General features: G+C 65.8%; 15 protein-coding genes. 7 read left to right on the plus strand and 8 right to left on the minus strand.

Going from position 1 to position 13,380, the window contains the following annotated elements; genetic code table 11:
* Nucleotides 1-26 precede the first annotated feature (26 nt).
* Nucleotides 27-524: a DUF4383 domain-containing protein gene (locus A5733_RS04180; protein ID WP_067764371.1), complete on the plus strand. Its 498-nt coding sequence runs from the start codon at nucleotides 27-29 to the stop codon at nucleotides 522-524.
* Between the two features lie 41 nt (nucleotides 525-565).
* Here A5733_RS04180 and A5733_RS04185 read toward each other — a convergent pair whose 3' ends face one another.
* The 4 genes from A5733_RS04185 to A5733_RS04200 all read right to left on the minus strand — a co-directional run bounded on the left by A5733_RS04185 (nucleotide 566) and on the right by A5733_RS04200 (nucleotide 3,484).
* Nucleotides 566-1,999, minus strand: a complete 1,434-nt coding sequence (locus A5733_RS04185; protein ID WP_076239191.1) for a glyceraldehyde-3-phosphate dehydrogenase — start codon at nucleotides 1,997-1,999, stop codon at nucleotides 566-568.
* A 155-nt stretch (nucleotides 2,000-2,154) separates the two neighbouring features.
* Nucleotides 2,155-2,538 (minus strand): type II toxin-antitoxin system VapC family toxin, encoded by a 384-nt coding sequence (locus tag A5733_RS04190; RefSeq protein ID WP_067764247.1) that lies wholly within the window; start codon nucleotides 2,536-2,538, stop codon nucleotides 2,155-2,157.
* On the minus strand, nucleotides 2,535-2,765 hold the full coding sequence (locus A5733_RS04195) for a type II toxin-antitoxin system Phd/YefM family antitoxin (protein WP_076239192.1): 231 nt from the start codon (nucleotides 2,763-2,765) through the stop codon (nucleotides 2,535-2,537). The genes A5733_RS04190 and A5733_RS04195 overlap by 4 nt, the downstream gene beginning before the upstream one ends.
* Before the next feature lie 44 nt (nucleotides 2,766-2,809).
* The gene (locus A5733_RS04200; protein ID WP_076239236.1) at nucleotides 2,810-3,484 is read right to left on the minus strand and encodes a thioredoxin domain-containing protein; all 675 of its coding nucleotides are present in this window, start codon (nucleotides 3,482-3,484) and stop codon (nucleotides 2,810-2,812) included.
* A gap of 183 nt (nucleotides 3,485-3,667) precedes the next feature.
* On the opposite strand from A5733_RS04200, the gene A5733_RS04205 reads away from it, so the two are divergent.
* A complete protein-coding gene (locus A5733_RS04205) occupies nucleotides 3,668-4,261 on the plus strand; it encodes a hypothetical protein (RefSeq protein WP_142253792.1) in 594 nt (197 codons plus the stop codon).
* Between the two features lie 21 nt (nucleotides 4,262-4,282).
* On the opposite strand, the gene A5733_RS04210 is transcribed toward A5733_RS04205, so the two are convergent.
* The gene (locus A5733_RS04210; RefSeq protein WP_076239194.1) at nucleotides 4,283-4,888 is read right to left on the minus strand and encodes a TetR/AcrR family transcriptional regulator; all 606 of its coding nucleotides are present in this window, start codon (nucleotides 4,886-4,888) and stop codon (nucleotides 4,283-4,285) included.
* Between the two features lie 61 nt (nucleotides 4,889-4,949).
* On the opposite strand from A5733_RS04210, the gene A5733_RS04215 reads away from it, so the two are divergent.
* The 4 genes from A5733_RS04215 (at nucleotide 4,950) to A5733_RS04230 (ending at nucleotide 9,850) form a co-directional block, all read left to right on the plus strand.
* Nucleotides 4,950-6,062, plus strand: coding sequence for a DUF1214 domain-containing protein (locus tag A5733_RS04215; protein ID WP_076239195.1), 1,113 nt, complete (start codon nucleotides 4,950-4,952; stop codon nucleotides 6,060-6,062).
* On the plus strand, nucleotides 6,059-7,306 hold the full coding sequence (locus tag A5733_RS04220) for a sulfotransferase (RefSeq protein ID WP_076239196.1): 1,248 nt from the start codon (nucleotides 6,059-6,061) through the stop codon (nucleotides 7,304-7,306). The genes A5733_RS04215 and A5733_RS04220 overlap by 4 nt, the downstream gene beginning before the upstream one ends.
* 40 nt (nucleotides 7,307-7,346) lie before the next feature.
* A complete protein-coding gene (locus A5733_RS04225; protein ID WP_076239197.1) occupies nucleotides 7,347-8,327 on the plus strand; it encodes a glycoside hydrolase family 6 protein in 981 nt (326 codons plus the stop codon).
* 350 nt (nucleotides 8,328-8,677) lie between these two features.
* Nucleotides 8,678-9,850 (plus strand): hypothetical protein, encoded by a 1,173-nt coding sequence (locus tag A5733_RS04230; protein ID WP_142253793.1) that lies wholly within the window; start codon nucleotides 8,678-8,680, stop codon nucleotides 9,848-9,850.
* Between the two features lie 15 nt (nucleotides 9,851-9,865).
* On the opposite strand, the gene A5733_RS04235 is transcribed toward A5733_RS04230, so the two are convergent.
* Nucleotides 9,866-10,492, minus strand: coding sequence for a hypothetical protein (locus tag A5733_RS04235; protein WP_076239199.1), 627 nt, complete (start codon nucleotides 10,490-10,492; stop codon nucleotides 9,866-9,868).
* A 73-nt stretch (nucleotides 10,493-10,565) separates the two neighbouring features.
* Nucleotides 10,566-11,369 (minus strand): bifunctional hydroxymethylpyrimidine kinase/phosphomethylpyrimidine kinase, encoded by an 804-nt coding sequence (thiD, locus tag A5733_RS04240; protein WP_076239200.1) that lies wholly within the window; start codon nucleotides 11,367-11,369, stop codon nucleotides 10,566-10,568.
* A 291-nt stretch (nucleotides 11,370-11,660) separates the two neighbouring features.
* Between thiD and A5733_RS04245 the strand changes: the two genes are divergently transcribed.
* Complete coding sequence (locus A5733_RS04245; protein ID WP_369806642.1) at nucleotides 11,661-12,359, plus strand: DUF4344 domain-containing metallopeptidase; 699 nt, start codon at nucleotides 11,661-11,663, stop codon at nucleotides 12,357-12,359.
* A 381-nt stretch (nucleotides 12,360-12,740) separates the two neighbouring features.
* Here the strand turns inward: A5733_RS04245 and A5733_RS04250 are convergent, their stop codons facing one another.
* Nucleotides 12,741-13,361, minus strand: coding sequence for a TetR/AcrR family transcriptional regulator (locus A5733_RS04250; protein WP_076239201.1), 621 nt, complete (start codon nucleotides 13,359-13,361; stop codon nucleotides 12,741-12,743).
* Nucleotides 13,362-13,380: the final 19 nt, after the last annotated feature.

Genomic DNA, 13,380 nt, shown 5'->3' on the forward strand with positions numbered 1-13,380 from the left:
GCTCAACCGTTGAAAGGGTGTGCATCATGGCGAAACCGATCCCGCGATCAGAGGGGCACGCCGGTCACGCGACCCCGTTGCAGGTGACCGCAACAGCGGTGGCAATCCTGTTCTTCATCGTCGGCATCCTGGGCTTCATCCCGGGCATCACCACCAACTACGGCGAGCTGACCTGGGCCGGGCACCATTCCGGTGCGATGTTGTTGGGTGTGTTCGCCGTCTCGGTACTGCACAACCTCGTGCATCTGGCGTTCGGCGCTGTCGGTCTGGTGATGGCCCGGCGCGCGGCCGCGGCGCGGGCCTATCTGGTCGGCGGTGGTCTCGTCTACGCCGTGCTCTGGCTGTACGGCCTGGTGATCGACCGGGGAAGCTCCGCCAACTTCATCCCGGTCAACAACGCCGACAACTGGCTGCATTTCGGCCTCGCCGTGCTGATGATCGGGCTCGGGGTGGTGTTCGGGCGTGAGGCGTCGGCGCAGTGGACGAACGGCGCCGGAACCGGCGCCCCGGGAACGATCGAGTGATCTCGTAGAGGCGCCGACCGGCCGTGCGTCGCGGATCAGTTTCAGATGTGCGGATACGTCGGGTACTCGATTCCCGACAGGTACTGAACCGTCCGTACCACCTGGGATGAATAGCCGAATTCGTTGTCGTACCAGACGTAGAGGATCACGTTGTCCTCGTCGACGATCGTCGCGTTGGCGTCGATGATGCTCGCCGCGCGGGATCCGATGAAGTCGCTCGACACGGCGTCGGTCGCCGCGGTGTAGTCGAGGTTGCGGCTCAACGGGCCCGATAGGGACGCCTGGCGCAGGTACTCCAGGGTTTCTTCCTTGGTGGTCGGCTTGTGCAGCTGCATGTTGAGGATCGCCACCGATACGTCGGGGGTGGGGACGCGAATCGAGCTCCCACTGATCTTGGCCTTCAGCTCCGGCATCGCCTTGGCGACCGCGGAGGCGGCACCGGTTTCGGTGAGCACCAGGTTGAACGGCGCGGACCGGCCGCGACGGTCAGCCTTGTGGTAGTTGTCCAGCAAGTTCTGATCGTTGGTGAACGAATGCACCGTCTCCACGTGGCAACGCTCGATGCCGAACTTGTCGTCCATCGCCTTGAGCGGCGGAACGATCGCGTTGGTGGTGCAGGAGGCGCAGGAGTAGATCTGCTCGGTGAGATCGAGCGTGCGGTGGTTGACCCCGTGCACGATGTTGGGCACGTCGCCCTTGCCCGGTGCGGTCAGCAGAACCTTGGCGATGCCGGGGCGCAGGTGCTTGGCCAGGCCGTCGCGGTCGCGCCATTTGCCGGTGTTGTCGATCAGGATCGCGTTGTTGATGCCGTACTGGGTGTAGTCGACGGTCGACGGGTCGTCGCTGTGGATGAACTTGATGACGTTACCGTTGGCGATCAGGCAGTTGTTCGCGGTGTCGACCTTGATCGACCCGTTGAACTGGCCATGCACGGAGTCGCGACGCAGCAATGACGCCCGCTTGGCCAGATCGCCTTCCCCGTTGCTGCGGATCACGACCGCGCGCAGGTTCAGGCCGTTGCCCGATCCGGCTTTCTCGATGAGCAGCCGCGCGACGAGGCGGCCGATGCGGCCGAACCCGTAGAGCACCACATCCCGCGGCCCCTGCGGTTCGGTCTTGTTCTCACCGGTCACCTCATCGAGGATCTGCGCGGTGAACTCCGGGATCGACAGCTGCCGGTCGCTGGCGTGGTAGGCCATGACCAGCAGGCCGAGGTCGATCTTCGACGGACCGAGGTCGAGGTCGGCCAACGCCTGCAGGAACGGGAAGGTCTCTTCGACCGACAGCTCCTCACCGCCGACCTGCCGGGCGAAACGGTGGGTCCGCAGGATCGAAATCACGGACTTGTTCACCAGCGATCGGCTGTGCAGCAGGACGGTCACGCCCTTTGCCCGATGCAATGTGCCGATGATCGGGATCATCGCCTCCGCGAGTGCTTCCTGGGCGTTCCAATGGGCGAGTTCTGGCGAGTTCAAGTCAAGCGTCCTGTGGGTCGTGTGGGCTGGCCCTGTAATGGGTGGCGCTTAGATGGTAATGACTGCTGAAACTGCCGAAGCGCCACGGTCGGCCGGTGAGACCGGCAGTGGCCCAGGTCACAGTACAAATCCGCCGTAGCGGCGGCCGGCCGGCCTCACATTCGGGCGTCGATCACGTCGGGTGAGGCCGCCAAGAGCTTCGCATCGGCGCTGAGCAAGGTGAGCCGTTCGACGACGGCCTGGGCGACCAGGATCGCGTCGAACGGATCTTTGTGAGGGAGTGCGGTGAACTCTGAGGCGAGGGTGTGGCGACGCGTGACGGGCAGGTCGCGCAGGCCTGATCGGTCTATCGCCTGGTCGAGATCGTCGGGCAGCGTGAGCTTGCCGACCGCTGACTTGATGGAGAGCTCCCACGTGCTGGCCGCCGAGACAAACACCGCAGCGCTGTCTGTGATGCGCTCACGCGCGGCGACGCCCAAGCGCGGATTGTCTTCGAGAAGCCACAGCAGGACGTGGGTGTCCAGCAACAGGCCACTCATTCGATGCCGAACAAGGTGTTGAGGTCCCTGTCGGTGTCATCGAAGTGTTCGGTGTCGTACACAAACCGTCCGGCCAGGCCGCCGAAGACGATGTCGACTCGGGTGTGCGGGACGAGGTCGGCCACAGGTTTGCCGGCCCGCGCGATCGTGATCTTTTCGCCGTTTTCGACGCGCGTGAGCAGTTGCGACAGATGCGTCTTCGCGTCGTGGATGTTGACCGTGGACATGGGCGAAGTCTACTCGACTTAGTCTAGTCGGACTAGGTTCGTGGTCAGCTTGGAAGCCGGTCCAGCCAGTCGGAGTTGCCGTCGACCGACTTGCCGTCGATGACCACCAGCGGCACCCCGGACTCGGGGAAGCTGCGCAGTAGCGGGAGATTGTTCGCCGCGATGGTGTGGGCGTCGTAGGGAATCGGAAGCCCGAGTTTGATCATGTTCTGCGCGGACGGCGGTGCGCCGACGTGGTCGGCCAGGCCGGCGAGCTGATCGTTGCTCAGATCGGACTCGCCCGTCTCCTTTGGTTGTTGTTCGGCGGAGAAGATCTGCTCGATGAAGCGCCACGTGACCTCACTTGACCGTGAGTGGTCGGCGACGACGTAGGTGGCGTAGATCGCGCGGGTGTCGTAAGTGCCACTCGCCGAGTACTTTTCGAGAAAATTCACGAACCGCAGATTGATGTGGAGGTGGCCGGCCTCGATGCGTCGGCCGATCTCGGCGCCTTGGTCGCGGACCATCTTTCCGCTGTAGGGGCACAGCGGATCCAGATAGAGCTCGATCTGGCCGGGTGCGGCCGGATCGCCGAGGGACAAGGCGTCGCCGGCCGGTGACGCTTCGGCCGCAGAAGCGCGTCCGGTGCCACTCCAGGTCAGTACCGCGAGCAGCACTGCGAGCGCCACCGCCACCGCCGTCCGGTTCGCAAGGCCGGCTTCCTTCGGGTTCGCGTTCATGTGCTCCATCATCTCTGAGTGCCAGGCCACCCCGAGGCAACAGACTTGGGCCCCGTCCGGTGGCGCGTCGCGACCGCACGCAGGAATGTGAGGTTGGTCCCCTCTTGACGTCGGGCGTTGCCCCGTAATGACACTCGGTGTCAAAATCGTTCACGTGGACGTTACATCGGTGCTGCTGTGCGCATGAGTGCGTCGACGTCAATGCGCCGGCCGTGGATTCTGCGCGCGCTCGGGGGCGGCGCCCTCGTGCGACGACACGACCGCATCGAAGCCGTGGTGACGTTGCTCAGTGTCATCGCATTGATCGTCGCGGTGCCGGCCGCGGTGCTCGTCAGCCGGGCCGCATACGCCGACAACGTGGCGCGAAACCTGGAGTACGCCAAATCGGTTCACTCGGTAGAGGCCACCGTCACCGAGGTCGCCGTCAATGCCCCCGCCCGGCTTCCGCACGCTCCCCGACGCGTCGGCGTGCGCTGGACTTCGGCATTCCAAGAGCAGACGGGTTTCGTCTCCACTGCTGAACCGGTGCAGGTGGGTGCCCGGATCACGGTATGGCTCGATAACACCGGCGCAGTGACCAGAGCGCCCAGAAGCGATGCGGAACTGCAGGGCTCCGCCCTCAGTGCGGGTCTGGCCCTGTGGACGGGCACCGCGCTGGTGGGCCTGGCCACGATCGCAGTGCTGCGCGTTGCGCTGAATCGACGACGTGACGCGGCATGGGACGAGCAGTGGTACCAGTTCTGCACCAGCGACGGGCGAGCCAACCGCGATCATTGACTTTGGTGGCGCTCCGGCCGGTCATCGCTCAACGGCGGACGCCAACGGTGACGACAACAGCATGCCGGTCACATGGTCGACGAACGCCTCCAGGTCGGCGCCCAGGTTGCCTTCGGTCCACTCGATGAACAGCGAGATGATCGCGCCGAAGGCGGTGGCGTACTGCATCTTCACCCGCGGCGACGCCGCCCTGCCGGTGGGTGCGGCGATGCCCTCCACCGTCATGGTGCCCACGGTGTCGCGCACGTACCGGCGCAGGCGTTCGTCGGCGATCGGTTCCACCAACAGGATTCGGCAGAGCCGCGGATCGTCTTTGACGAGTTGTGCTGCGGCGGCCACCCCGGCCCGGGTGCGCGCGGTCAGATCACTTGCCGGGTCGCTTGCGGCGTCGACCACGTCGCGGACATGCTCGAAGGCGCTGCGGTACACCTCCCGGAGTAAATCGTCGGTGTCGGTGAAGCTTTCGTAGAAGAACTTCTGGCTGAGTCCGGCCTCGCGGCACACGGCCCGCATGGTCATGGCGGCCACGCCGTGGTTGCCGACCAGATCAGCGCCTGCCTGCAGAAGGCGGGCGCGGCGATCAGATGACCGGGCTTCGGCGGCCTGCCCACGGTAGGGCCTTGACATGCGCTGACTGTAGCGGGCAGCATCCAATTTGGGAAGCGGGCGCTTCCGGATTGGGGGCCGCGTGACCGCCTCGGGTGACGGTGTCGCTGAAGAACCTCGTGCCGAAGTCACGGCGTGGAATGCCTTTGTCGACGGATTACGCACGGCTGGAACACAACTCGCGATCGATACGGCCGATTTGCCGGCGAACGAGCAGGCCGACGGTTTCCGCGCGCTGCTCCGCGCGGTGTCGAACCAGCTGGGGCGCTTCGAAGTGGATCGTGACAAACCGGAGTTCGTCGCCTTCAACGGTTGGCGGCACAAATTTCTGATGGACAACCCCGACTTCCAGTACTGGGTCGCCGACATTCGACCGGGTGGTCGCTACCGCATCCGCGGCCACCGTGGTGACGCCTCGTACGTGTCGATCACCGTCTACGCCGGTGCCGGCGGCGCCGAGCCGCGAGTCGACTCCCGGATCGACAGTGACGCAATAACGTTCGATAACGACGGCGGCTATCAGGTGACGGTCGGCGGTGATCGCCCCATGGTCGGCGACTGGTTGGAGTTGTCAGACCACGCGTCGGTGATCTGGGTGCGGCACTTCCACGACGATATCGGGACCGAGCAGATCGGGTCGTGTGCCATCGAGCCGGTGGAATCACCGCCGACCCCGGCGCCGATCGACCCGGTGCGCTTCGGAAAGGATCTGGCCCGGGCGTCGAAGGTGATCACGCACCTGCCGCTCATCTGGAAAACCGCGGCCGCCGCCGACCACGCGTCGCCGAATCTGTTGCGGCAGTGGACCGAGATGGCCGGTGGCGCGGTGTTCACCGAACCGGCCATCCACTACCTGCGCGGTGGCTGGCAGTTGGATCCGGACGAAGCCTTGATAATCGAGGGGGAAGCCCCGCCCTGTCGATACTGGAACATCTTGGCCTACAGCAGGTTTCTCAACTCGCTCGACTATCGCCATCGTCGCGTCTCCTACACCGCAGCCACCGCGACCCGACACGGCGGGCGCTATCGATTCGTGCTCGCGGCCACCGAACCCGGCGCGGAAGCCGGTGACTGGATCGACACCGAGGGACGGACTTTCGGGATCGTCGTGATGCGATTCCTACAACCAGAACAGCCGCCGGAGTTACCGACAATGCGCGTGGTGCGGCTGGCCGACCTCTCGGAGCCCACATGACCTGGACCGCGCCCGTCCGGACACCGGAGGGACTGAAGGCGTATGCGGCCGCCGAGCAGGACCGAGCCGCCCGACCAGACCGCTACCGGCTCGGGCCGGACGCCGTCGACATCGTGCTCGACCGCGGGACCCGCGGCGCCGGGGCGCGTGTGCTCGGTGACCCCGACGAGTGGCGCCCCGGCCTGCTGCAGTACCTCGCCTCGGCCGAACAGGACGGCCGGCTCAACGCCCTCGGTGCCGCGACCGCGCAGCGCACGGCGGCCGGCCGACTCGCCGCCCGGGCCGCGATCACGCGGCATCTCGACGAAAACCCCGAGACCGAGAACCGACCGCTGCTGCCGCCGATCATCATCACGGGCGGCTGGCGCACCGGCACCACATTCCTGTTCCGACTGCTCGACCGCGATCCCCGCTTGCGTGCGCCGCTGCCCGCCGAGCTGGGCGCCCCGTGGCGCCTGCCCGGCGACCTCGAACCCGAGGAACGCACCCGTCGCCTCGACGCCGCTGCCGCCGGGCCATACCTCCTGCACGTGCTCAACCCGGCAATGGCAGCCGTGCACGACTCCGGACCGAACCTGCCCGAGGAATGCGTGCTCGGCATGGGCACCACCCTGCGGAATTGGGGGTTCACCGCCACCACGCGCCTGGACAGCTACGCGTCCTGGCTGGCCACGCAGAGCTTCGCCACCGAGTACGCCCAGCACCGGCGGATGCTGCAGATCCTCGACGCCGGTGACGGCCGGCGGTGGATCCTCAAGGCCCCGGCCCACACCGCCGAGTTGCGTCACGTGGCCGCGACTTACCCCGGTGCCTGCATCGTGCAGTTGCACCGCGACATCGTCGAGACGGTCGCCTCCGGCGCCAGCCTGTTCGCGACCTACCGCCGCACCTACAGCGACGACGTCGACCCGCTCGATGTGGGCCGGTTCCAGACCGGGCAGACCGAACTGTGGCTGCGCCGCGCCCTCGACGCCCGCACTGGCGCACGCGATGTGACCTGGCTCGACATCCAGTACACCGATCTGGTCGCTGACCCCGAGGCGGTGGTGCGCGGCATCTACGCCGCCAGCGACATCGACCCGCCGGACATCGCCGGAATGCTGGCCGAACATCACCGCAGCCAACCGCGCGACGGCAAGGGCAAGCATTGCTATCGGCCAGAAGAGTTCGGCATCGACCCCGGACAGTTACGTGAGCGGATGAGCTTCTACACCCGGGCGTTGGCCGATTCCGAGAACCGGTGACTGGCGTTCGACGCGTCGCGCCATTACTTTCCCTGAGGTGATGTCCTCAGCCGTCGGCGCCGTTGGGCGCCTGCTCGCTCCTGCTCTGACCGTCGCCGCCGTGGTCGGCGTGGGTCTCGCCACCACGCAACCGACGTCGGCGGTGCGGTTGGTCAGCGACGGGAACCCGCTCGAGGGCCAGTCGTTCTACGTCAACCCGTCGTCGAAGGCCATGCGCGCCGCGCAGGGCAACCCGAGCCCGGAGCTGCAGGCCATCGCCAACACTCCGACGGCCTACTGGATGGACAACATTTCCACCCCCGCGGTGGACGCCAAGTACATCGCCGCCGCCCAGGCTGCCGGGACCATGCCGATTCTGGCGCTCTACGGAATCCCGCACCGGGACTGTGGGAGTTACGCCGCCGGTGGGTTCGGCTCGGCCGCGGCCTATCAAGGCTGGATCGACGGCGTCGCCGCCGCGATCGGCAGTGGGCCGGCCGCGATCATCCTCGAGCCCGACGCGCTGGCCATGGCCGACTGTCTGTCGGGTGATCAGCGCGAGGAGCGCTACAACCTGATGAGCTACGCCGTCGACACCCTGACCCGCAACCCGGGCACCGCGGTGTACGTCGACGCGGGGCACTCCCGGTGGACCGCCGCCGACGAGATGGCCAATCGGCTCAACCGGGTCGGGGTCGCCAAGGCACGCGGCTTCAGCCTCAACACCGCCAACTTCTTCACCACCGAAGAGGAAATGGGTTACGGCGACGCGATTTCCGGCATGACCGGTGGCAAACCCTATGTCATCGACACGTCGCGCAACGGCGCCGGACCGGCCGAGGGCGAGATGTACTGGTGCAACCCCAGCGGCCGCGCGCTCGGCGCCGCGCCGACCACGGCGACCGGCAACGGAAACGTCGACGCCTTCCTCTGGGTCAAGCGTCCCGGTGAATCCGATGGCGCGTGCGGTCCGGGCGAGGCATCCGCGGGCACCTTCGTCAGCCAGTACGCAATCGATCTGGTCCGCAAGGCGCAAGGGTAATACGCACGCGTAACCGACGGTTGAGTTCAAGCGACCACCGTCGGGCACGCTCTCCGGTCCGCGCACGGACGTTGCCGTGCGCGGATGACGCCTCACTGTGGCGCGAAGTGTTGTCGGTGCGGTCTCATACGGGGCTCATTCAGGTAGTGGGCTACTCGTGACCACCGACTGAGATGGGCGCACGCTCCTGCTTGGGACGGTCCCACACATCGACGCCAAGGAGGCTGACGATGGCTATCTCGACACCGTGGCTGATTCTGCGATGCAAGTGGAAGGGCGCTGACGCCGAACCACTGTCGGATACGTACTTCGAAAACATGTTCACTGCCGCCGGTGCGGGCACGCACAACATGGTGGAGTTCTTCGATCGAATGTCGCATGGAGCCCTTGATCTCACCGGCTCCAAAGTCTCGGCCTGGATCTCACTTCCATACGAGCAGGCCGATTACGTCGGCAATGTTTCCACCGTCCCGGACGGGAAGATCAACCGCAACGGACTCGTCGAAGCCGCCCGTCAGGCAGCGGATGATGCGGGTTACTCGACGGCCGATTTCACCGGCGCAGTGATCGTGATGAACACGGCGACAGACCTTTACGGACAGCAGAACGGTTGGGCGGCCGTGTGCGACTCAACCAATGTGCACCCAGCCCTGTTGGGGCAGGAGATGGGACATGTCTACGGTCTGGACCATTCTCGCCGAGCCGATCAGCCCGACGCTGACTATCTCGATGACTGGGATGTCATGTCCACGTGGGGATCTTGCCACATCAACACCGTCGGTCCCTATGGTGCGTGGGGCCCCGGTTTGAATGCGGCGAACATGCGGGGCCGCGGATGGCTGGACCGATCGCGCGTCAAGTCCGTCAGCACCGACGCCTATACCGCCGCGAGTGTCGAGCTGCGGCCGCTGCATGCACGAGAAGTGCCCGGATACCTGGCATTGGAAGTAGGCGACTTCATCATCGAGTACCGCGATCGCACGGGATGGGATTCCGCGGTACCTGAACCAGTAGTGCTCGTGCACAGCTTTGTCGACAACCACTCAGTCCTCCAGCCGTCCCACCGTGGAACGTACGGGCTGGTCGCCGGTGACGTGTGGTCGCCGTGGCCGGAAACACGGGACCTACCCTACTTCCAGGTCCACGTCGACGCCATCGACGAATCGTCACGGACTGCCACACTGTCGTTCTCCGGCCATGCCGGACGCGACTTGGAGGGCGAGATCCCGGTAGGCGGAAATCTGGGCCTGCCCTGGGTTGACGGCGGCGGCTTCATCGGGCTTGACGGGCATGTCTTGGTCATTCCGCGAGGTGACCCGATTGTTGATTCCCTCCGGCAGCTGATGTCGTTGCAGCTCGCGGAGACGGTTGCCGACAGCACGTTGCGCGCCGGCCTCCAGCGACAGTCGCTCACGGAGCTGAGTCGTTTTGTCGATACCCGCCGACGCATGTTGTTTCCCAGCGCCGTATCGAGCATTCGGACACCAGCCCCGCGCATCACCGAATTTCGCGGTGGCCGATAGGGAAGCGAATGGCGGTTACTGCGGCGGGGGAGCCGTCTCGCATTCGGCGAGCATCGGGGTGGAGAAGTTGACCGACCCGACGCCGCCGAGTGTCATCCCGTTGTCGGCGAGCGTCATCGTCGTGGTGTATCGGCAGGTTTGGATGCCGGTCAGGCCGGTGAGGAACTCGACATCGTAGGTGTAGAGGAACGACCGCACGAGCTGGTTCGCATCCCACGGCACATCCAAGGCGAAGCCGAGCGACGACCCGGACCGGGCGTTGAGAATTCGTGGACCGACCTCCCCGATTCCGGGGGTGAGGTAGAACGGCGTGCCGTCCTTTTTGGTGCCCGAGACACTGATGCTCTTGATGCGATAACCGGTGGCGCCCGCCGGGACCGCGGAACCCCTGCGAATGTTGGTACTGAACAGAATTGAGTAGTTCGTACCGCCCGCAATGGCGGTCGTGCTGAAGCTCGTCGCGGTGAACTCCTGCGCCAGCTGCGCTGCGCAGTTACCGATCTTGCCGGACGGATCACCGCACTCCTGTGGGGCAGCCAAAGCCACCGGCGCAAGTGCCGCAGCTCCGATGACGGGCACCGCGAACGCGGCTCCGCGGATGAACGTGCGTCTGGAGAACGCACTTCCTGAACGATTCGTCATTGGTCTTCCTCCTTGTTCGCTCGTGCTTGTCCTGCATTTCGAAGCTACAAGGGTGACCTGCGATTTGGTGGAGTTACGGGGTGGCGCCCGCACCCTGCCATACGGTGTCGAACGGGGCGTTGCCGCCGATTCGTTCGACGATTCCGGCGGTGGTGAACTCCTTGGCCAGGCGCACGGCGTCGACAACGTCTGACCCCTTGGCCAGGGCTGCCGTGATCGCTGCTGCCAGCGTGCATCCCGCACCGGCCACGCGTGCCTGCCCGACCTTCGGCGCCCGCAGGATTTCGATGTCCTTGCCATCGAAGACCACATCGACGGCGTCGTCGCCCGGAAACTCGACCCCGCCTTTCACCACCACGCACGCCGGCCCGAGATCGGCGATGCGCCGGGCCGCTTCCACGAGATCGTCGACCGAAGAGATGTCCTCCATCCCCGACAGCGTGCGGGCTTCGAACAGGTTCGGGGTGGTCACCGTGGCAAGGGGCAGGATCTGCCGGCGAAGTGCGGTGTCGGTGTCGAGGGCGGCACCGGGCTCCTGGCCTTTGCAGATCAGGACCGGGTCGACGACGACGTGCCGCCAGGGCTGGCGGGCGAGGCCCTCGGCGACGACGTCGATCGTGGCCGGAGTCCCGAGCATGCCGATCTTGACGACGTCGAGGTCGTACGCCGATGTCGCCGCCTCGATCTGGTCGGCGACTACCTGCGGATCGACCGGCACGAAGCGGTGCACCCAGTTCGCCTTCGGATCGAACGACACGATGCAGGTCACGGTGCCCACGCCGTAGGTACCGAACCGCTGAAACGTCCGTAGGTCTGCTTGTAGGCCGGCGCCGCCGGTCGCTTCGGATCCGGCGATGACATAGGAGAGGTCGACCACGTCACGAGCCTACGACAACGACCGGTGTTGCCGGGCAGGGCGTTTGTCGCGGTGCCGGCGGCAGGAGTGTTTGCGATACACGCCCTTGCGTCGGCAATTATCGGCTACCGTCACGAAACTGCTGACGAACCCGGAGGACGCACCGTGGCTCGATTGTCGTGTGCCGCTGCTGCCGCAGTGATCGCAGTACTGGCGGTCGGCTGCGCCACCACACCTGCCCCACCGGCGGGATCTGATCCAGCCGAAGAAACCAACGCTGCGGCCGAGGATCCGGCACCGGACCCCGGACGCATGGTGGTGCGGTACGAGGACGCCACCACAGCCGAAGCTGTCAAAGGCCGAGACCTGATGCAGCGAACCCGGGTGCTGGAACAGCTCGCTGACGACGTCACGGATACGTACAAACTGCCTTACGACATCCCGCTGGTCGGCGCCCAGTGCGACGAGGCGAATGACTACTGGAGTTCTGACGACCAAGAGATGACGATGTGCTACGAGGATGTCAACGAAAGCCTCGAGATCTTCGGTGAGGCCGGTGACCCCGACCCCGAAGACACCGCTCGGCGCGTCGTGATCGCCTCGTTCTTCCACGAGCTCGGCCACATGGCGATCGACGTCTACCAATTGCCGGCCACCGGTCGCGAGGAAGACGTCGCCGATCAGCTGGCAGCCTCTGTGCTGCTCGGTCCTGACGACGACGGCAATGTCGATCCGGACTACGTCCAGGCCGCCAAAGACCAGGCCCGCGAATACCGCATCTATGCCCAACAGGGCGGTCAGCCGGATGAGTCACTGTTCGCCGACGTGCACACTCTGGACGCGGCGCGCACGTACAACTTCGAATGCTGGATCTACGGATCCGATCCGGTCGCCAATGCGGACGTGGTCAGCCAGGGACTGCTACCTCAGGACCGTGCCGACGGTTGCGAAGACGAGTACGACAAGATGACCAACGCCTGGGCGGAACTACTTGCGCCCCACCTCAAATAACCGCGCTTGGCGGTTATCCGATCGGAGGCGTGTTACCCCACGGTCCGTAGGGCCCGTTCCCGGTGTTGGGGCCGCCCTGCTCGGGAGGCGTGGCGGTGACCGCCGGTCCCGACGTCTCACACGTCGGCGGGCCGGCGGAATTCGGACCGGTCCCGCCACTTTGACATTGATTGGGGTCGGCGGCTGCTGCCGGGGCGAATGCCACCGCTACGGCGGCCGCGCATCCAACCAGTACAGAGGACAGTGTCAACGGCTTGACAATCATGGCAAGGGTCCCTTCTATCGGATTTATCGGCGCTATCGGAAATGAGCGCGACCCTTTGGCTAACCCGCGTGGGGAATCGGTAAACACGCTTGGCCGGCCCGGCACTGACGCGGCGGCTATTTTGCCGAGGGCGAGGATGTGCGCGCCTGCGCAGCGACGGCCGGCGCGATCCACTCCCGCAGGAAGGTGCGCAGGCCGGCGTCCCGACGGGCCGGCCCACCGGGATCGACGATGAACGACTGCAGGGTCCGCAGCATGAACTCGACCAGCTCGTCGAGCTTCTGACCGTCGAAACCGGCGGCGGACCAGTCAATATCGAATCGCTGCACGATCGATTTGCCGAATTCGACCGCGACGTCCGAGGTGACCCCGGCGGTGAAGGCGCTGGCCTTGCCGGGCTGCAGCACCAGGCCCAGGTACCGGTCGTGCGGGATCTGCTCGACGGTGTAGGCGATGCCCTCGACCACGGCCTCGCTTGGATCGGTGATCGAGCCGAGCTCGGCGGCCAGCCGGTCGAGAAAGCCGTCCACCGCTGACATGGCAGTGGCAGCCATCAGGCTTTCCTGGGTGGGGAAGTAGCGGTAGACGGTCTGGCGGGTCACTCCGAGCGACTGCGCCACTTCCGACACGCTCACGGTGCCGCGGGCGTCGATGGCCTGGCGGGCCGCGTCGATGATGCGCCGGGCCGCCTCGTCGTCGTCGGCGGGAATGTCGCCCGACCAGCCGTGCCTGCGCATTCGTCGATCGTCGCATGGA

The sequence above is a fragment of the Mycobacterium sp. NS-7484 genome, assembly GCF_001953975.1.
In the GTDB taxonomy this organism is placed as follows: domain Bacteria; phylum Actinomycetota; class Actinomycetes; order Mycobacteriales; family Mycobacteriaceae; genus Mycobacterium.